The 18,045-nt window shown below is 58.4% G+C and carries 14 protein-coding genes; 5 read left to right on the top strand and 9 right to left on the bottom strand.

Features of this window, described 5'->3' with window-relative positions:
* Positions 1 to 59: 59 nt before the first annotated feature.
* The 3 genes from ACID345_RS03140 (at position 60) to ACID345_RS03130 (ending at position 2,998) form a co-directional block, all read left to right on the top strand.
* The gene (locus tag ACID345_RS03140; RefSeq protein WP_041855393.1) at positions 60 to 2,180 is read left to right on the top strand and encodes a prolyl oligopeptidase family serine peptidase; all 2,121 of its coding nucleotides are present in this window, start codon (positions 60 to 62) and stop codon (positions 2,178 to 2,180) included.
* A 98-nt stretch (positions 2,181 to 2,278) separates the two neighbouring features.
* On the top strand, positions 2,279 to 2,752 hold the full coding sequence (locus ACID345_RS03135) for a hypothetical protein (protein ID WP_011521421.1): 474 nt from the start codon (positions 2,279 to 2,281) through the stop codon (positions 2,750 to 2,752).
* A gap of 54 nt (positions 2,753 to 2,806) precedes the next feature.
* Entirely contained in the window at positions 2,807 to 2,998 is a 192-nt protein-coding gene (locus ACID345_RS03130) for a hypothetical protein (protein ID WP_041855392.1), read from the top strand.
* Here ACID345_RS03130 and ACID345_RS03125 read toward each other — a convergent pair whose 3' ends face one another.
* Entirely contained in the window at positions 2,999 to 4,174 is a 1,176-nt protein-coding gene (locus ACID345_RS03125) for a serine hydrolase domain-containing protein (protein ID WP_011521419.1), read from the bottom strand. It abuts the gene before it with no gap.
* A gap of 41 nt (positions 4,175 to 4,215) precedes the next feature.
* Entirely contained in the window at positions 4,216 to 4,539 is a 324-nt protein-coding gene (locus ACID345_RS03120) for a hypothetical protein (RefSeq protein WP_011521418.1), read from the bottom strand.
* Positions 4,540 to 4,774: 235 nt separating this feature from the next.
* On the opposite strand from ACID345_RS03120, the gene ACID345_RS03115 reads away from it, so the two are divergent.
* Both ACID345_RS03115 and glpX read left to right on the top strand, forming a co-directional pair.
* The gene (locus ACID345_RS03115) at positions 4,775 to 5,953 is read left to right on the top strand and encodes an acyl-CoA dehydrogenase family protein (protein ID WP_011521417.1); all 1,179 of its coding nucleotides are present in this window, start codon (positions 4,775 to 4,777) and stop codon (positions 5,951 to 5,953) included.
* A 100-nt stretch (positions 5,954 to 6,053) separates the two neighbouring features.
* Positions 6,054 to 7,070: a class II fructose-bisphosphatase gene (gene glpX / locus ACID345_RS03110; protein WP_011521416.1), complete on the top strand. Its 1,017-nt coding sequence runs from the start codon at positions 6,054 to 6,056 to the stop codon at positions 7,068 to 7,070.
* A 46-nt stretch (positions 7,071 to 7,116) separates the two neighbouring features.
* On the opposite strand, the gene ACID345_RS03105 is transcribed toward glpX, so the two are convergent.
* The 7 genes from ACID345_RS03105 to ACID345_RS03075 all read right to left on the bottom strand — a co-directional run bounded on the left by ACID345_RS03105 (position 7,117) and on the right by ACID345_RS03075 (position 17,736).
* Positions 7,117 to 8,010 carry a M48 family metallopeptidase gene (locus ACID345_RS03105; protein WP_011521415.1) on the bottom strand — a complete coding sequence of 298 codons (894 nt, stop codon included), beginning with the start codon at positions 8,008 to 8,010 and terminating at the stop codon, positions 7,117 to 7,119.
* On the bottom strand, positions 8,007 to 11,843 hold the full coding sequence (locus ACID345_RS03100; RefSeq protein ID WP_011521414.1) for a DUF2339 domain-containing protein: 3,837 nt from the start codon (positions 11,841 to 11,843) through the stop codon (positions 8,007 to 8,009). Before ACID345_RS03100 ends, ACID345_RS03105 begins: the two co-directional genes overlap by 4 nt.
* 111 nt (positions 11,844 to 11,954) lie before the next feature.
* Complete coding sequence (locus tag ACID345_RS03095) at positions 11,955 to 12,521, bottom strand: HdeD family acid-resistance protein (protein WP_041855391.1); 567 nt, start codon at positions 12,519 to 12,521, stop codon at positions 11,955 to 11,957.
* Positions 12,522 to 12,649: 128 nt separating this feature from the next.
* On the bottom strand, positions 12,650 to 12,985 hold the full coding sequence (locus ACID345_RS03090) for a hypothetical protein (RefSeq protein WP_011521412.1): 336 nt from the start codon (positions 12,983 to 12,985) through the stop codon (positions 12,650 to 12,652).
* A gap of 24 nt (positions 12,986 to 13,009) precedes the next feature.
* Positions 13,010 to 15,646 (bottom strand): serine/threonine-protein kinase, encoded by a 2,637-nt coding sequence (locus ACID345_RS25060; RefSeq protein ID WP_011521411.1) that lies wholly within the window; start codon positions 15,644 to 15,646, stop codon positions 13,010 to 13,012.
* Positions 15,647 to 15,766: 120 nt separating this feature from the next.
* Positions 15,767 to 16,450, bottom strand: coding sequence for a MarC family protein (locus ACID345_RS03080; RefSeq protein WP_228370728.1), 684 nt, complete (start codon positions 16,448 to 16,450; stop codon positions 15,767 to 15,769).
* Positions 16,451 to 16,527: 77 nt separating this feature from the next.
* Positions 16,528 to 17,736, bottom strand: a complete 1,209-nt coding sequence (locus tag ACID345_RS03075) for a N(4)-(beta-N-acetylglucosaminyl)-L-asparaginase (protein WP_011521409.1) — start codon at positions 17,734 to 17,736, stop codon at positions 16,528 to 16,530.
* Between the last annotated feature and the right edge of the window lie 309 nt (positions 17,737 to 18,045).

Below are 18,045 nucleotides of genomic sequence, written 5' to 3'. Positions count from 1 at the left end.
TGCTCAATGGGACGATTGCTTTGCACTTCCATGAACGAAGTGCTAAAACGATTGCGCCTATGAAGCCCTTACTTGCGATCGTCCTACTTGCAATGTGTCTCTACGCCGCTGACAAACCCGCCCAGGTAAAAGGTGGAAACGGGATTACGCTTCCTCCTCCGCCCGCAACCGAAATCAAACCCGTGGCTGAGATGATCCACGGGGTATCAATTACTGACAACTATCGCTGGCTCGAAGACGCCAAGAGCCCCGATACGCGCGCGTGGATCGACACGCAGATGAAGTACACCGAGAGCTATCTCTCGCAGGTCAAAATCCGGCCTGAGATCGCGGAAAGGCTCTCGAAATTGATCAAGGTCGAAGAATACTCAACCCCAGCGGAGCGCGGCGGCAAGTACTTCTTCATGAAACGCCTTCCGGAAGAGAACCAATCTTCCATCTACGTGCGAGACGGCATTCACGGCCAGGATCAGCTCCTTGTGGACGCAAACAAAATGAGCGCGGATCAGAACACTTCCGTCACAATTGACGACATCTCGCAGGACGGCTCGTTGCTTGTCTACGGCGATCGTGCAGGCGGCGCCGACGAAGAGGCCGTACACATCCTCGACGTCGCGAAGAAGCAGGACCTGGCGGATTCGCTGCCGAGCGCGCGTTACTTCGGCATCTCGTTGAGTCCTGACAAGCAGGGCATCTACTACTCCAAGGTCAACGATCAGGGCTCAATCGTTTACTACCACAAGCTCGGAGCACCGTCGGCCAACGACGAGTTGATCTTCGGCAAAGAATTTGAGGGCGAGAAACTCGGACCGATGGACCTGATCGGCGTGGGCATCACCGACAATCAGCGCTACCTCCTCATCTACAACTCGCAGGGTGTGCCAGCGAAGCGCGTGGACGTTTACGCAAAGGACCTGCGCCAGCCAAGTTCGCCGGTAAAGAAGATCATTCACGGAATTGATAATCGCTTCAACCCGGTGAATATCGGCGACGACTTTTACGTTTCCACCGACTACCAGGCACCCAACTATCGGGTGATCAAGATCCACTTCGGCGATACCGACCCCAAGCAGTGGAAGACCATCGTTCCTGAAGGCAAGGATGTGATTTCAGGAATCTCGCTCGTGGGCGGCAAGCTATTCATCACGTCGCTCCACGACGTGGTTACGCAAACCCGCATCTTCGCGCTCGATGGCAAGCAGACTGGCGAAATCAAATACCCGACGCTCGGATCCGCGAGCGATATGTCCGGACGCGAGAATTCCGATCACGCGTTTTACAGCTTCCAATCGTTCATCAGCCCGCCAACGATTTACCACTACGACGTGAAGACCGGCGCGACGGAAGTCTTCGCCCGGCCCAACGTTCCATTCAATGCGGACGACTTCGAGTTGAAACAAGTCTTCTACACGTCGAAAGACGGCACCAAGGTCCCGATGTTCATCGCTTCTAAGAAAGGCGCCAAGCGCGACGGCAAAACACCGGCGCTGCTCTATGCCTACGGCGGTTTCCTGGTGAACCTTACGCCAGTATGGAGCCCGCGAATCGCGTGGTGGATGGAGCAAGGTGGCATCTACGCGCAGCCCAACCTGCGCGGTGGCGGCGAGTACGGCGAAAAGTGGCACCAGGCCGGCATGTTCGAGCACAAACAAAACGTCTTCGACGACTACTTCGCGGCAGCCCAATACCTGATTAACGAAAAGTACACCGACGCCCAGCACCTCGCGGCACGCGGCGGCTCCAACGGTGGCCTGCTCATGGGCGCGGCGATGACCCAACATCCGGAGCTCTTCGGCGCCATCTCGTGCGGCTACCCACTGCTCGATATGATCCGCTTCCAGAATTTCCTCGTCGGCAAGTGGTGGACGAGCGAATATGGCTCTTCCGACAACGCCGAGCAGTTCCCCTATCTGCTGAAGTACTCTCCGTACCACAACGTGAAGCCGGGCATGAAGTTCCCCGCCGTCATGTTCACCACCGGCGACAGTGATACGCGCGTAGATCCGCTCCATGCGCGCAAGATGGCAGCCCTGGTTCAGCATGACAACGCCAGTGATCGCCCCATCCTTATGCATTACCAAACCGTCAGCGGCCATAGCGCCGGCGTCTCGGTAACCCAGGAGGTTTCGGATATCGCCGACGACCTCGCGTTCCTTTGGAACGAAACCAGCACCAATTAGCGATTCGGGCCGGGCTGCGGAAATTTCACAGCCCGGCTTCTCTACAACCTTGTCGCCAGATTTGCCCTCCAATCCCTCAGCAGCTATCCTGCTCCGAAATGCCAAAAATCAGCGCCATCGTTCACACTCGCAACGACGCCCCACGCCTCGGACGCCTGCTCGAAACGCTTCGTCCCTGTGACCAGGTGCTGATCATCGATGATTCGACTGATGATTCCGTGCAGAAAGTCGCGCACGAATACGGCGCGGCCCTCAGGAAATGCATCTCGGGCGTGACTCCGGGCGCCTACGCAATGGATGCGATCCACGAATGGATCCTGTGCGTCCTTCCGAATGAGTCGCTGAGCGAAGGTCTCGAGGCCTCGCTGTTCTCATGGAAAGAGGGTGAGCCCAAACGCGAAGACCTTTTCGCAATGACCATCCGCGAAGAAAAAGAAGGCCAATGGTCCGAGCTGTCGAGTGAGGTGCGCCTGATCAATCGTCGTTGCGTAAACTGGACCGGCATGATGCCCCCAAACCTCGAAGGCGCATTCGTGCTGCCCGGGCACCTGCTCCGTTTTGATCATCCTTAGCTATTGCGAATTCGACCTTCCGCAGTAGAATGTGGGGCACCATCACAAAAGACCATGCAAGAACAACGCCTTCGTGAACTGGAAGACCTGCTTCAGCGCGCCCGGGAGATCAAGCTGTTCCGCTTGACCGAAGATGAAGGAAATTTCCTGCGCGGCTTGCACTACAAATCAGCAGAAGAATTGTCTCGCGACGAAGAGACGCGCCTCCGCGCCCTGGTGAAGCTGCATTGGCGACGAGAAGAATAGCTATTTCGACTGCCGCGGTGGCAGTTGCTGATACGGTGTGTAGCCCTCCCACTCGATCGGCGTAAAAGAGTCCTTCAGGACCGCTTCAAGTAGCTCCTTGAAGATTCCTTCACCATTCCCGCTGTTCGTCATAATGATCATGCCCTTGCCGGAGTCGGAAAAGGCCACTGTGTAGTTGCGCCAGCCGTCGTCGTGACCCTCTTTGAAGAAGGCCTCGCCATACGGCGACCAGTACAAACCCCAACCCAAACCGTAGCTCAACCGGATAGCGTCATTGGCGTGCGTCGCCTTGTTCTCAAACGTCGGGAACTCGTGCTGTGCATGAATACGAACCTGCGCTTTGAGCATTTCGGAATGCATCTTTGGCGAAAGCCGGTCGCCATGCATTACCAATTGCAGGAACCGGCTGAAGTCACGAATGGTCGTCACCATCGACCCCGCCGCGCCTGCGCTCTTCCTACGATCGGGCCCGAGGTTTCGTCCATTCTCATCGTAGCCGTTGGCAAAATTGTCTTCGAACTCCGCGTTCCAAACCATCGAAGTTCGCGTCATGCCAAACGGCTCGAAAACGCGTTTCTCCATCAGTTGTTGCAATGGCTGCTTGGCAATGGTTTCGATCACGAGTTGCAATAGCTTGAGGCCTTCACCCGAATACGCGTAACGCGAACCAGGCTCGAAGTGAATGTGAACTTTCTGATCGTCCTCGAACCTGCGCAGGTTCGGCAGCCCACTGGTGTGGCTCAGCAGCATGCGAGCAGTGATCTTTTTCCAGCGCTCGTCGCCGGCAAGATCTTTGTAGTCGTCATACTCCAGTAGCGGCTTCGGTAGATACCCATAAACAGGCCGATCCAAGTCGAGCGAACGCTCATCCACCAGTTGCAACACCATGTACGCGAATGCCGACTTCGTGAACGAGGCAGCATACGCGACAGTGTCAGGCGTGTATGGCAGCTTCTTTTCCACGTCACGAAATCCATAGCCCTTCAGGTAGACGACCTTGCCATCGTCGATCACAGCCACGCCCAAGCCCGGAACTTCCGCGGCTTTCATCAAGCGCGTGACGGTGGCATCAATCTGTTCCGGCGAGATGGTGCCGCCATCGAGACGGTGGATGGGTTCGGCAGCAAACAATCCTGCCGAAACCAACAAGGATGCAAAGACAAGCAATGTGCGCATCGCAACAGAAGGTACGAAAAATTCCAGACCCCGGTTCAGTTTTAAGCGGCTTTGCGAGGCTTTACTTCGAAGCGAATTCCTTCTCCGCGCTGAAGAAATGCCACGACCCGGAACAGCTTTTTCGCCTGCGGATTTCCAGAAGGCCCAAACATACGAATCAGGCTCTTCTCCGGAATCTTGACCGCCTTGGAGAGAGCAGAAAAACCCACCGTAGCTTTGATGAAATCGCGAAGAACGAGCTTTCCGGCATCCAGATCGCCGCTTAATAGGCACTCCACGCCCTCGCGGAGCAGCGAATGTCGAAACTGGCGATCGCTTTTCACGCGCGCCATTACGGTTTCCTTGAATGCGCGGGTCAATGGCATGTTGTTACGTCTTCCTAGACTGTAGTCCGTCCAATGCTGGATGGCCGTCCCGATGTCCCGGTATTGTTACGGAGATCATCGTGACAATGGTAACATATGTGTTACCAATAACTAACCTCGTTTGACCCTCCTCATTCCGCCCTTGTATCCTCATTAGTTCCCTGAACAGCGCCGGACCGACCTTTCTACCTCGGCCCCCGCGCGCCCTCCGTACGTTCAAGAAAAGTGAGATCGCATGGCCATTAAATTCAAGGGTGTTGATTACATCGAGCTCGACACGCTCCTCACCGACGACGAGCGCCTGGTTCGCGACAACACCCGCCGCTTCATCGAAGAAAACCTCATCCCCATCATCGAGCAATGCAATCGCGACGGCCGCTTCCCCAAGGAGCTCATCCAGCCGATGGGCGAGCTTGGCTTCTTTGGCGCCAACCTCAAGGGTTACGGTTGCGCTGAGATGGGCAACGTGGAATACGGCCTGATGACCCAGGAACTGGAGCGCGGCGACAGCGGCGTACGTTCCTTCGTTAGCGTGCAATCGGCACTGGTGATGTACCCGATCTACACCTTCGGCAGCGACGCACAAAAAGACAAGTGGCTACCCGCGATGGCCAAAGGCGAAAAGCTCGGCTGCTTCGGCCTCACTGAGCCCGACGCCGGATCAAACCCAAGCGCCATGCGCACTCGCGCCCGCAAAGAAGGCAACGATTACATCATTAGCGGCGAGAAGATGTGGATCACCTCAGGCTCGATCGCCGACGTCGCCGTGATCTGGGCGAAGGTGGAAGACGAAGGCGGCCGCGTCCGCGGTTTCCTCGTCGAAACCGATCGTCCCGGCTTCGTCGCCAAGGATGTTCACGGCAAGTGGTCACTGCGCGCTTCGGTCACGTCGAGCCTCTCGCTGCAAGACGTCCGCATTCCCGCCGAGAACTTACTTCCCAAGTCCGATGGCCTGAAGTCTCCGCTGATGTGCCTGAACCAGGCGCGCTACGGCATCGCCTGGGGCGCCATTGGCGCGGCGATGGCCTGCTACGATTGCGCGCTGCAATACGCGCAATTCCGCAAGCAGTTCCACGATATGCCGATCGCCGGCCACCAGCTGGTGCAGGAGAAGCTGGTATGGATGATCACCGAGATCACCAAGGCGCAGTTGCTCGCGTTGCAGGTCGGCCGCCTGAAAGATCAAGGCAAGGCCGGTCACCAGCACATCTCCATGGCGAAGCGTAACAACGTGTGGATGGCCCTGGAGTGCGCTCGCATGGCGCGCGACATTCTCGGTGGCAACGGCATCGCCGATGAGTACCCGGTCTTCCGCCACATGATGAACCTCGAATCGGTGAAAACCTACGAGGGCACGCACGATGTACACACGCTGATCATCGGGCAACACATTACCGGCATTGACGGTTTCTAAGCAAAAGAGGACAATTTTCAGTTCGCACTAAGCCCATGGTCGCGCACCATGGGCTGATGTGTGTTGGGCAGCCATTCGCCCGCATCCCACCGGAGGACCCATGTCGACAAACACCACCACAACCACCACCGCGAGCCGCCCCGGAATTGAGAGCGACCTCGCACTCGAGTTCCTACAGGTTGTGGAAGAGGCCGCCATCGGGTGCGCCAAACTCATGGGCCGCGGTGATCGCACCCAGGCCGACCTCGTTGCCACGGAATCCATGCGCTCCACCATGGAAAGCGTGCGCATGAAAGGCTGCATCGTGATCGGCGAAGGCGAGCGCGACGAAGCTCCCATGCTCTACATCGGCGAAAAAGTCGGCCGGCAGCAAGACACTGATCCTGAAATTGACATCGCGGTCGATCCGCTGGAAGGCACGAACCTCTGCGCCACCGGCGCTCCCGGCGCCATCACCGTGCTGGCCGCGAGCGAACGTGGCGGCCTATTGCATGCGCCCGATTGCTACATGGAGAAGATCATCGTTGGCGCTCCCGCAAGTGGCGTGGTGCACCTCGATCGTCCGGTGGAGGAGAACCTCAAAGCAATCGCCGTCGCAATGAAGCGCGATGTCGAAGACCTTGTCATCATCGTGCTCGACCGTCCGCGCCACGAAAAGCTCATCGAAGATATCCGCAAAGCGGGCGCGCGCATTCGCCTGATCAGCGACGGCGACGTCGCGGCCGGTATTGCCGCGGCCGTACGCGGCACCGGCGTTCACGCGGTCATGGGCGTCGGCGGCGCTCCAGAGGGAGTAATCACCGCCGCGGCTATCCGTTGCTTGAATGGCTACATGGAAGGCCGTCTCGTCGGCTACACCAAGGAGCAGGAAGCCCGCATGGCCGGGATGGGCATCACCGACCTCAAGCGCATCTATCGCGCCGACGAGCTCGCCCCCGGCAAGAACATCATCTTCGCCGCTACGGGCGTCACCGAAGGCCCGCTGCTCAAGGCCGTGCGCTTTTTCGGTGAAGGCGTTCGCACCAGTTCCTTAGTCATGAAGTTGAATATCGGCAAAGTGCGATTCATCGACACCATTCACCTCGACCGTCAGCCGAACGCGGAAATCCGCTTCTAAAGACGCTTCGATCCAGGAGCCCATCCCGCCCTGGCGAGATGGGCTTTTATTCTCGATCCAGTTGTTGCGCGATTTCCGGCAGCATCGGTGTCTGCTTCGTTTGTCGCTCAAGATGATGCCCGGCGATGACCTGCATCGCCTGCGCGATCCGCTCCGACGGCAACGGATGCGAGCGGAAATATCCAGAGAGCGTCTCGATCGCAAGCTGCGAGAGTTCCTCCGGCGGCGAGCCCGCGTGGATTACGTAAGCACGATGCAGCTCATCGAACTTCGTAAACATCGAAACTGCGCCGTACGGGGAAAAGCCGGCTTCGACTGCCAGCAAGATCCCTTCGCGATCGGCTTCTGACTCCTGGTCTTTGGAATAGCCCGCTTCGAAGACGCTCAATGGCAGTTGCATCAGCTCGCCGATAACGCCAAGCTGCAACTTGCGCATCTGCGCTTCCACTTGCACACGCTCGGCGCAATGATAATGGTCAATGTGTTCAAGTTCATGACCGAGCACACTGGCAAGCTCGTCTTCTGTGTTCATCAACCGAACCAGCCCGAACCCAATAAAGACGTGTCCACCCGGCAGCGCAAACGCGTTAAGTAACTGCTCGTCGGGAATGAGATGAAAACGATAGTTGAGCCGGCGATGCGCGTGAACTGCGAGTTTGCCGCCGACTTTCTGCACCTCGCGCTCTACTGCCGAGTAGTCCGTTGGGCTGCGGAAGGAGCCCTCATAGCGCTCGGCCATCGCGTCGCCAATGCGTGTCTCTTCTTCATCCGAAAGCCGCGTCATTTGCATCGGCGCGCGCAATACATCCCGCTGCGCATCGGCGGCCATGCTCAACATCGCGTTCGGCGATACCTCGCCACTCTCGCGACGGCGATGTACAAGCACCAGCGCGCCGGCAGCAAACGCCACCACCAGCAGCAACCCCATCCAGCGCTTCATAGATATTGCCGGATCCTCTCGCTGTATTTGCTGTAGAGGAACGACACAAGGATCAGCGATGCGCCCAATCCGATGAACGTCAGGTAGCGGTCTCGTATTGCCAGCCGCCAGGCGTCAATCACGATGATCTTGCCGACACACATCAGGAGAAGTATCAAGCCCGTCAGCCGGAATGAACGCTCTTTCAGTGCGAGGGCGCTCACAAAGATGACGACAGCCTCCACGCCCCAAGCCAACGTGATCATCCCGTGGTCCATTTTTAGCGTCAGCATCGTCGTCAGCAGCGCGATCGCAACGAAGAAAATCGGCTGCTCGATACGATGTATCGCCAAAGCAAACGCACGGCGTAGTCCACGCAATGCCGGATCCACCGCATACCTGCGGCGATATTCAAACGCAAGCGGCAGCGCTGCGAGGAGCAACAGCACCGCCGTCCCCAACACCCCAAACCGACCCCGCCAATCGGAGCCGCTGAAATAGCTACCGCCAAACAAATTGTGCAGCATTCCGCGCACCAACACCGCAAGGCTCATCAGCACCGTCTGCTGCGCGAACACGTTCTGCTTCAGAAGCAGAGCCAGCGCGAGCAGAACCGGCACCAGCGCTGCCCAGGCAACCACCACCCATTCATTCGCAAATTGGAAATAGAACACCGCCATCACCGCCGCAGTACCGAGGTAGGCGAAGATCAGCGAGATATTCCAGCGGCGCACTTTCTCCGATTCCACTTCGCGTCCGAATACGAAGTAATAGATCGCGGCAATCGGCAACACCGTCACCATGCGCGTGCTCAGCCAATCGCCGGGGGTCCCCGCGGAAAGGTTCGCAAAGAAGATGCGTCCGAAGGAAGCGAGCAGTACGAGATATCCCTGCCAACGCATGTGCGCCAACTTGCGGATGGAGCCGAACTCATAGACGGCAAGGCCCAGCAACGCCCACGCCACTGCGACGCTCACCGCCGGCAATTCGTACCAGAGCAACGTTGCGAGAAGCCCGGTCGCCAGCCACGAGTGCAGTTGTTCGAACTCCTGTTTGCGCCACTGATCAGGCAAACGCAGCGTCTGCGAGAGCAGATAGAGTCCGCCAATCACAATGCCGCACATCGAAAGCCGTAACGTGTTGTGCACGCCGGGTGTGCTCTCCAGCAGGTTAACGACTCCCACCTGAACCGACGCAAATCCGCCAATCACCAATGCTTGCCAGGCTGGCGAGGTCCATCCGCGCCAACGACTCACCACCATCAGGATGCACGCATACACAATCCACGCCGCCGCGACGTACCGCTGATTGAGGCCTTCGTATAGCAGCCAGACCGCCAGAGCGCTGGCAGCCCAGCTGTAGGCTGTTCCGACCCATTCGACGTAAGAATCGCGAATCTTCGCTGCCCGCAGACCAAGAACATAGAACACTGCGACAACCGGAATCAGCTTCCAAAGGCCGGTATGAATCGAGTGCCAGAGTGGCGTGGTGGAAACTCTCGTCGCCGCCGCGAAGACAACCGCCGTCGCCGCGACAACATGCGTGTGCCAACGCAGCGGGAGATAGCCCGTGAGTCGCGCCGACTCAACCAGGCCGAGCGCAAACAGCGCGAACGCCAGGGGTTGCCACACCGCTGGGACTTCTGAGACGAACAGCAGACCCACGAGTGCCGTGCCGGTCGCCGCAGTCAGGCCACGGATGAGTTGTTGGTCGCTCGCCGCGTTGTGCTGCGTAAACCTCGCCGCGATGTAGAAAACCGCAGCAATTGCGATCAAAGATCCAATGCGCCACGGCAAATGGTGTGGCGTGTCCCAATGCGCGTTATAAGTGAGGCAGCGCGCAACCGCGACGACTCCCAGCGCGCCAAACTGGATTTGTACGTGCCACGACTTCAACCAGTATGCGATCACCGCAACCGCGAGCATGGCCGCCGCAAATGCCACCGCCATGCTGTCGTGCACAAACGCCGCCCAGCATCCCAGCCCCAGCGTGACTGCGCCGGGATACGACGTCGCAGTCAGCAGTAAATCATCGAAGTACTCGCTGAACATTCGCGGCCATCGCATCCGCAGCAGAGCGTTGTTCCCGTAGAAAACCACGGCGCCGGCAAGCAGTACCACGCCTTGCTTGATGAGAGCTAGCTCGGGCGAAGTCGCGCGCACAGCAATCATGCGCGGGAATTCGACGATCAAAACCTGGCCAAGGACGACGAAGCCGGTCACCATCCCCAATCTGCGGAACAGGTGTTCGGAAGAAAAGATCCCGGCGAACAACAGCACTTCTCCACCCGCCAGCCACAAGATCGAAACGTTCCCGCCGGAGAACTTGAACGGTACCGCGGCAATCATCAGCGCCGTGCCGAGCATCGTCAGCACCACAAAAGCGATGCGGCGACGCCGTGTAATGCTCAACTGCGCGATGGTGAATTCCATCGCGCCCAGGATCAAGAGCGCATAGAACGCCAGCTCCGGCCGCGCCGACTGGAACTTCATCACCGCCAACAACAGCACGGTATTGAGCAGCGCTGCAACGGTCGAAAGATTCTCCTCCGACGCCGTTGCAACCCGCCGCACCACGTACGACACCCGGAAAATCGCCCAGTAGAAGACGAGCAGCGAGGCACTAACCATGAATTCCGGGAACGGATGCCCCTCCGCCCCGTGCTCGCCCAGCAGCCGATAGAGCCAGTAAAAATGGTTCCCATAACTCGAGAGAATCGCGAAGACTTCGAGTTCGAACCAGTCCATCTTCAAAACGATGGCGACGATTGCTGTCGCCAGAATCGCTCCCGCTGCCAGGCTGTAAACCGTGTCGTGGCTCAGAGCAACCGTGGAATACGCAAGCAGGAACGCAAATCCGGTAACAAGTTGCGACTTGTATCGCAGGGTATGCGCGACCATCGCGCCCGCGACCACCAGCATGAGCAGCGAGTCGAGCGCATCCGAACTCATCACCCGCATTGCCATGACGTGATCCAGCGCGTAGGTAGTGAAAAAGAGCAGCGCCCAGCCGCCGCCGATTCCCGTGCGACCAAGAACTTTGTAGCGGTCTTTGCGTTCGAGATAGATTCCGCCACCGAGAAGTGCAAGCGAAACAGCGAGACTTAAGCCGACCTTACCCAGCGGCCCAAGCTGTCCGAGCTCGTAAATGCCAAACAACGCGATGCCCAGAACAAGAATGATCACGCCAATCTTGTTCAACCAGTTCGTGCCGAGCACCTGTTCCAAGTTCAGTGCTGACCGCATCCGCTCGCTCGCCGCCTTCGACGGCTTGCCTACCGTCGCGAACGACGGCACTGGCGGAGCCGCTGGCCTCTGCGGCGGAGCAGGAGACGCTGGTTCCACAACGCGTGGAGCCGGCGGTGGCGGCGCAGAAACCTGCTGAGGAGGAGCGGATGGTGGTGGAGGAACCACCGGCGCCGGCGGAACTACGATCTTCGGCGCGATCGGAGCCGCTGCTTTCACCTCAGCCTCTGGCTTCGCCACAAACTTCGGCACTTCCGCAGCCACATCCAGCGCGCTGACAAATTCTGGTTTTCCTTGAGGTGTTGAAGGTGGAGCAGCAGGCCGCACGGCATCCGCCGGCGGAGCGCTTACCGTCCGCGCCATCACCTGGTTCGCCGTCTCTGCGGCAATCCGGACTGCCCGCTCCGAGAGCGTCGTCAGTCGCTGCATTTCTGCGCGAAGATCGTTCAGCTCGCGTTGCGCACGGTCCGCAGCCTCGCGCGCGCGATAAGCGCGCCAGGCAGCGCAGGCAACGGAAATGGACATGAAGAAAACTGCGTACGGGGTGGAACTTCCCGCAAGGCACAACAATGCGAGGACGAGCGCGACGAGCGCAATGATCTCAAGCATAGTTCGTTATTCGAAAATTCTGCCCCCGATACTAGAACGAACTCCGCTGAATTCCTTGCAAGAAATCTCGTGCGCCGTTACCTACGTTTGAACCTGCCTGTTTTCGGGAACTTACGCCGCTTGTGCCGACATTTTCAACGCTCGTCGCACCGCGAGTGTGAGTCCCAGTCGCGACATGCCGCTGACGACCATGTTGATGCCCGCAAACGTTCCCAGCACCCAAAACGACGACGCCGGCCAATGTCGCCAAATCATGATCCCGAGGATCAGTGTGATGAAGCCGTCGAACAGCATCCATCCCGATGCGCCACTGCTGCGCGTCATGAGGTACGCACCGATTGTGAAGATTCCCTGCGACACGCAGAAAATGATCATCGCCAGCGTGAGCGCAGCAAGCCCGATGTGCAGGTTCACGCGCAAATAAATTCCCATGCTGACGTAAATCAGCGCCACCAGTAGCCGCCAGATCTTGCTGCCGATCCCTTCGCACCGAAACGAATGCACTCCTTGCACGACGCCGCTGATGATCAGCAGCCACGCAACCACGATCACCACACCGAGCGACATCGCCACCGGCAACATAATCGCCAGCACGCCGAAGACGATCAGCAATACCGAAAGAACGAGTGAGAATCCGGAAGCTCGCTGCGCTACTTTGGCCAGACTGCTATCCATCATGACCTCCACTGAATAGGACGACAGACGAATCTCCGGCTGAAGACTGCAATTTGCAACTGACAAGACTGCCAGCGATCCAAATTGAAAAGGCGGCCATCCCGGCCGCCTGAAAGCGAACCCGCCTCTAACTATCCAGAACCAACCTTGATCGTGCCACTCGACACTCCGAGTCGCACCGTCGAGGTGCCCGCGGTCGCAGCCACCCCCGTAGTGGCCTGCACGGCGGCGATGGAATACTGCACTTGGTATTCCGCCGCCCCTACAGGGACATCGACGGAACCGCCCATCGGCACCATTTTGCTTGCCCCGAATGGCGTATTCGTGGGAGTGAAGTGAATCGTGGCCGGTTTGTTAGGGGAGGTAAATCGTGCTGTCCCTCCGTTGTTAATGTCTGGGTTCGGCGGCGTTAAAGAATATCCGCTCGTCGCGCTCCAATTCACAGTCAGGATGATCGGGCTTGACATCGTTCTCCTCTCTCTCAGGTCGTGCTATTTCGCGGTACCTTGAAAACTTGGATCTGTAACCAGGCCCTGCAGTACGTGGTCGTTCTTCAGCTTGTCCAGCGAGAATCCTTTGTCGAGCGCTTTGTGCGCCGCTGCTAATGCCTTCGCGCGATTGCCCATAAGTTCATAGGCACTGGCCGCATCAGCGAGAATGTCCGGATCGTCCGGCGCCAGAGCCAACGCCGTCTGCAGATGGCCCATGGCTTTGTCCGTCAGCTTCTTTCTCGCACTCAGGTCCGCGAGGATCACCTGTGCCGACGCATCGCGCGGCTTCGCTTGTGCTTCTTTCGACAGCAGCCCGAATGCCTTGTCCGCGGCGGCGGCAGACTTGTCTTGCTCACCCAGCCAATCGTAGGAATTCATCAGCCAGATCCAGACGAGATAATTGTCGCCGTTGATCTGCAGCGCCTTCTCCAACACCGACGCGGCTTCTGCATACCGCTTCTCATCGAAGTACAGCGAGCCCAAGTTCGCATACGCAAAATACGTCGGACTCAGATCAATCGATTTCTTCAGCGCCTGCTCGGCATCGCCACGCAACTTCGGATCGGCGCTGTCGATATAAACCGCAGCAAGATTGGAGTACACCTGCGAATTGTCGGGCGTCAGTTGCACCGCACGCTTGAGCTGTTCGATCGCCTCTTTGTATTTGCTCTGGCGATCGTAGAACAGCCCCATCTCGTTGTAGACGTCCCAATAATCGGGCCGCAGCGCCGCAGCCTTCTTAAACGTCGCCTCCGCTTCGGCTACATGGCCCGCGCTCTCCTGGCTGTGCGCAAGTCCATTCAGTGCGTTCGCACTGCGCGCATCCAGCGCCAGCGCGCGTTGAAACTCCTGCACCGCCAGATCATGTTCGCCAGCGGCCTCATGAATGCGTCCCAACGTCACGTACACCGCCGGAACATGATCATCCAGTTCAACGGCCTTCTGGCTGTACGTCTTCGCTTGCTCAATCCACTTCGGATTCACGTCGAGGTTGTACTTCAACCGAAACGCCTCGCCCAATTGCGCATATCCCAGCGCAAATCGCGGATCGGTTTCCACGGCACTCTTCAGCGCTGTAATTGCCTGGTCGAGATTCCCCGGCTTGTCATAACGCTGCATCAACCCGAGCGCTTTCAGATACGACTCATACGCCGCCGGCGCAACGCTGCCGCCCGTCGTCTTCAGGAAGTCGGCGCTGACTTTGATATTCATCAACCGCGCCAACCGTGACACGGCTTCATTTTGAAGTGCAGCCAAATCTCCGGAACTGTCTTCCAGCGATGCCGACCCGATCTGTCGCAGGTTCTTCGCATCAATCAGGTTCACAGACAGGTGTACCGTCTGATCTTTACGCTGGATGCTTCCCTTCACCACCAGCGTAGCGCCGAGTTCACGATTCGCCATCATCGGGTCGGTGATCTTCTGTCCGCGCACCACACTCGCCGGAATCACCCACAGCGACTTCTGCACGGTCCCGAGGTTCGACAGCGCATTCGTCATCGAATCCATCAGGCCCTGCGCCACGGCGTCGGTTGACGCATCGCCGCCAATGTTGTCGAACGGCAGCACCGCAATGTGCTCTTCCGAATGCGTAAAGCTCTGCGTCACTTTTTCGCGCACCGGCGGTACGAAGGAAAGTCCAGCGATCACGATCGCGATAATCGCCAGTACCACAAGCCAGCGTTGCCGGCGATGCTGCACGGTAAGCGCATTCCCCAGCGACGATCGCGACGCATGCTCCAGCAGCGGCCGCAGTTCTTTCGCCGTCAGCGTCGATCTCCGCGTACTTGGCGGCGCTGTCACTGCCACTTCCACTTCGCGGCGGAAGTCCTTCAGTTCCGGCAGCATCTCGCCGCAGTTCTGATAACGCAGCTCCGGCTCTTTCGCCAGCGCGCGATAGATGATGCGCAGCAGGTCCACCGGAATCTCGTCCATCGGCTGCGGCGGATCGCTCACAATGCCAATCACCGTCGCCGCCGCCGAATCGCGGACGAACGGATTCCGCCCGGTAATCATTTCGGCAAGCGTCACCGCCAGCGACCACACATCGGTGTGCTGGTCCACCATCTTGCCCATCGCCTGCTCGGGCGACATGTAACCCACCGTGCCGCCGCTGCTGATGCTCTGCGTGCTCGCGCCAGTCGAGAGCCGCGCCAGGCCGAAGTCAACAATCTTCGCCACGCCACGCGGTGTAATGATCACGTTCGACGGCTTCACATCGCGGTGAACGATAGCGCTCGCATGTGCCGCCGCCAGCCCATCGCAAATCTGGATCGCGATATCGACCGCTTCGGGCACCGGCAGCGGTCCATGCGCAATCTTCCGCGCCAGCGTCTCGCCCTCGTAGTACGCCATCACGATGAAGACGCGCCCATCGTCGGTTTCTTCGAAACCGTGAATCACGCCAATGTTCGGATGGTCGAGTTGCGACGCGGTGCGCGCTTCGCGCAGCACTCGCTTGCGGTCGTCTTGGTTGGTGGTCTGGTGTTCCGGTAGGAATTTGAGCGCAACGGTGCGCTCCAGCTTCACGTCCAACGCGCGATAGACCACGCCCATGCCACCTGCACCGAGCAGGCCGAGAATCCGGTAGTTGCCGACCAGATCGCCCGTGGTCAAAGTGGCGGCGGAATTGGACACTTCGTGGTCTCCCAAATACAAATAGGCCGTGGTTGTGAGCTTGAGAGCTGCCCAGTTAACTTACAGCAAATTGCAGGGTGGATGAAAGTGTCAGCGTGGAGTCTAAGGTACCGAAAGTACTCAATCAGCGTGGATTACACCTAGATTGGTAAGCCCGTTAATCATGAACTGAATGGCGATCGCCATCAACAGAAGTCCCATGATTCGCATCAGCACACGGATGCCAGTCTGTCCCATCTTCTGGCTCACGCGTTCCGCGCCACGCAAAATCCAGTAGGAAGCGAAACACGTCAGCGCGATTGCCGCAAATACCGGAATCGTCGTGGACCAATCGCGCGCGGTGCCGTTCAGCACCATCACCGTAGAGATCGCTCCGGGCCCGGCAAGCATCGGGATGCCGAGCGGCGTGATGCTGACGTCGTCTTTCACCGAACCCTCGGCCGTTTCAGGCGAACCCTCTTGCGTCGGACGCTCGGCCTGCATCATGTCGAGCCCGATCAGCAATAGGATCAGACCTCCCGCGATCTCAAATGCCGGCAAAGTAATGCCAAAGATTTTGAAGATAGCCGTGCCCGCAAACGCAAATGCCGTCAGCACAATAAATGCGGTCCAGCATGCCCGTGCCGCCATCCGCCGGCGTGTAATGGGATCGTGCCGCGCCGTCATCACGAGGAAGGTCGGGATGATCGCGAACGGATCCACCAGGAAAAAGACAGAGCTCAGCGCGACCAGCGTGAACTGGACGATATGCGCCTCAAACGCCCCGCGCATGATATGCCCGACTTGAAAGACAATCGTCCCCACACTTCTATCTTCGCAAAGAAAACGGCCCCGCGTAAGAACCGCGAGGCCGAATGGCAGGAAATGAGAGTTGAACGGAGCTAAAGCGTCGAATACGTCGAAGTCTGCAACTCCGGCATCGGCGGCCACTCCTGCGGCTCGCCTTCATACAGGTACGCCGCATTCTCGAACCGCGCCGTCCCATCGTGGATCGCGAACTTCGACGGAGCTTCTTTCGTCCCGCTCCACATCGAAACGCCGGCATGCTCGCCGTCTTTGCGCAGGATGTAGAACTTCATGCTCACGTACTTCAGGCGCGCCATGTCCCCGTTATAGTTCCGCACGATCCGCTTCAGCGCATCCATGCCCGCCTCTTTTGGCGACATGCCATGGCGCATGTTCTCCACGATCGTGTGCGCGCCGGCGATCTTGATGTTCTCTTCGCCGCTGCCCGTCGCTCCCGCAGAACCCACGTCCTGGTCGCAGTAGCAGCCCGCGCCGATGATCGGCGAATCACCGCAGCGCCCAGGGATCTTCCACGCCAGTCCGCTGGTTGTGGTGGCGCCGCTCATCTCGCCGTTCGCCTTCAGCGCCGAGCAGTTGATCGTGCCCGTCGGTGGATACAGAACGCGATGGATCGCCGCCATCCGCCGCTCCGGCTCGATTCCGATCTGCTCCGCCAGCTTTTCCATCTCACGGATACGTTCTTTCAGGTCCTCCGACTTCGTTCCATTCGTCGGGAACTTGAAGTGCGGGCTCGCCGGTCCTGGCCCCCACCAGTCCTGATTGGAATTTGTCTCCTTCCACAGCAGCCAGACTTTGCGCGAGTGCTCAGTGAGCAGGTTCATCGTTGGGAAGCCGTGCGCGACCGCAAAACGCTTCGCGCCTTCGCCAACCAGCATCACGTGCCCGGTGTGCTCCATCACTGTCTTCGCCAGCAGAGCCACATGCATGATGTCGTGTACGCCACCGACAGATCCGGCGAGCCGCGTTGGTCCATGCATACAACATGAATCGAGTTCGACCACGCCTTCTTCGTTCGGCAACCCGCCGTAACCTACGCTGTCGTCTTCCGGATCTTCTTCCGGCCCGCGAACCACTTCCATGATCGCGTCCAGCGTGTCGCCGCCCTTCTCCAGTACGGCGTGTCCGCGATCGAGATAATTGTGACCATTCGCCGAGCAAATCAGGATGTTCTTCCCCGGCCCGGCAGCCTTAGGAGCATTGTTGGATTGCGCATTCAGATCAAGTGCAAGAGAAGCCGAACCAATTGCAGACGTCGCGATAAATTCACGGCGGGAAAACTTCACAAATACCTCCCAAGATTACGGCGCAAAGGATAACACGCAGAGTTCACACGATTTGGGCCGCGACTTGCCACGCTATCCCGCTAGTTTCTGTGGTCGTGTGCATGTGCGACGAAGAATTCCAGCATTCGAACATCGGGGCCAACAGGGCGTTCAGCGTGTCATTTTTTCGTAGCTCTTTTGCGGCAAACCACCCCCAAAAACCATCCCACAAACGTCGGCTGTCAAGACCCCGGATTGTGGGACATGCCACTTAACACACTTTAAATCATAGACTTGCGAGGGACACGCGGAGAGCAGAATTTGCCCTTC

Origin of the sequence: Candidatus Koribacter versatilis Ellin345 (assembly GCF_000014005.1) — a bacterium.
In the GTDB taxonomy this organism is placed as follows: Bacteria; Acidobacteriota; Terriglobia; order Terriglobales; family Acidobacteriaceae; genus Korobacter; species Korobacter versatilis_A.
Note: the sequence above shows the minus strand (reverse complement) of the source record. Positions and strands in the feature narration are given on the sequence as shown.

Bases quoted from the DNA above. Each gene is read 5' to 3' on its own strand.
- ACID345_RS03140 (WP_041855393.1), top strand. From the start codon at position 60: ATGAAGCCCTTACTTGCGATCGTCCTACTTGCAATGTGTCTCTACGCC.
- ACID345_RS03100 (WP_011521414.1), bottom strand. From the start codon at position 11,843: ATGCTTGAGATCATTGCGCTCGTCGCGCTCGTCCTCGCATTGTTGTGC.
- ACID345_RS03105 (WP_011521415.1), bottom strand. From the start codon at position 8,010: ATGAAGCGCTGGATGGGGTTGCTGCTGGTGGTGGCGTTTGCTGCCGGC.
- ACID345_RS03120 (WP_011521418.1), bottom strand. From the start codon at position 4,539: ATGCCATTGACCCGCGCATTCAAGGAAACCGTAATGGCGCGCGTGAAA.
- ACID345_RS03135 (WP_011521421.1), top strand. From the start codon at position 2,279: ATGCCAAAAATCAGCGCCATCGTTCACACTCGCAACGACGCCCCACGC.
- ACID345_RS03115 (WP_011521417.1), top strand. From the start codon at position 4,775: ATGGCCATTAAATTCAAGGGTGTTGATTACATCGAGCTCGACACGCTC.
- ACID345_RS03095 (WP_041855391.1), bottom strand. From the start codon at position 12,521: ATGATGGATAGCAGTCTGGCCAAAGTAGCGCAGCGAGCTTCCGGATTC.
- glpX (WP_011521416.1), top strand. From the start codon at position 6,054: ATGTCGACAAACACCACCACAACCACCACCGCGAGCCGCCCCGGAATT.
- ACID345_RS03125 (WP_011521419.1), bottom strand. From the start codon at position 4,174: ATGCGCACATTGCTTGTCTTTGCATCCTTGTTGGTTTCGGCAGGATTG.
- ACID345_RS03130 (WP_041855392.1), top strand. From the start codon at position 2,807: ATGCAAGAACAACGCCTTCGTGAACTGGAAGACCTGCTTCAGCGCGCC.
- ACID345_RS03090 (WP_011521412.1), bottom strand. From the start codon at position 12,985: ATGTCAAGCCCGATCATCCTGACTGTGAATTGGAGCGCGACGAGCGGA.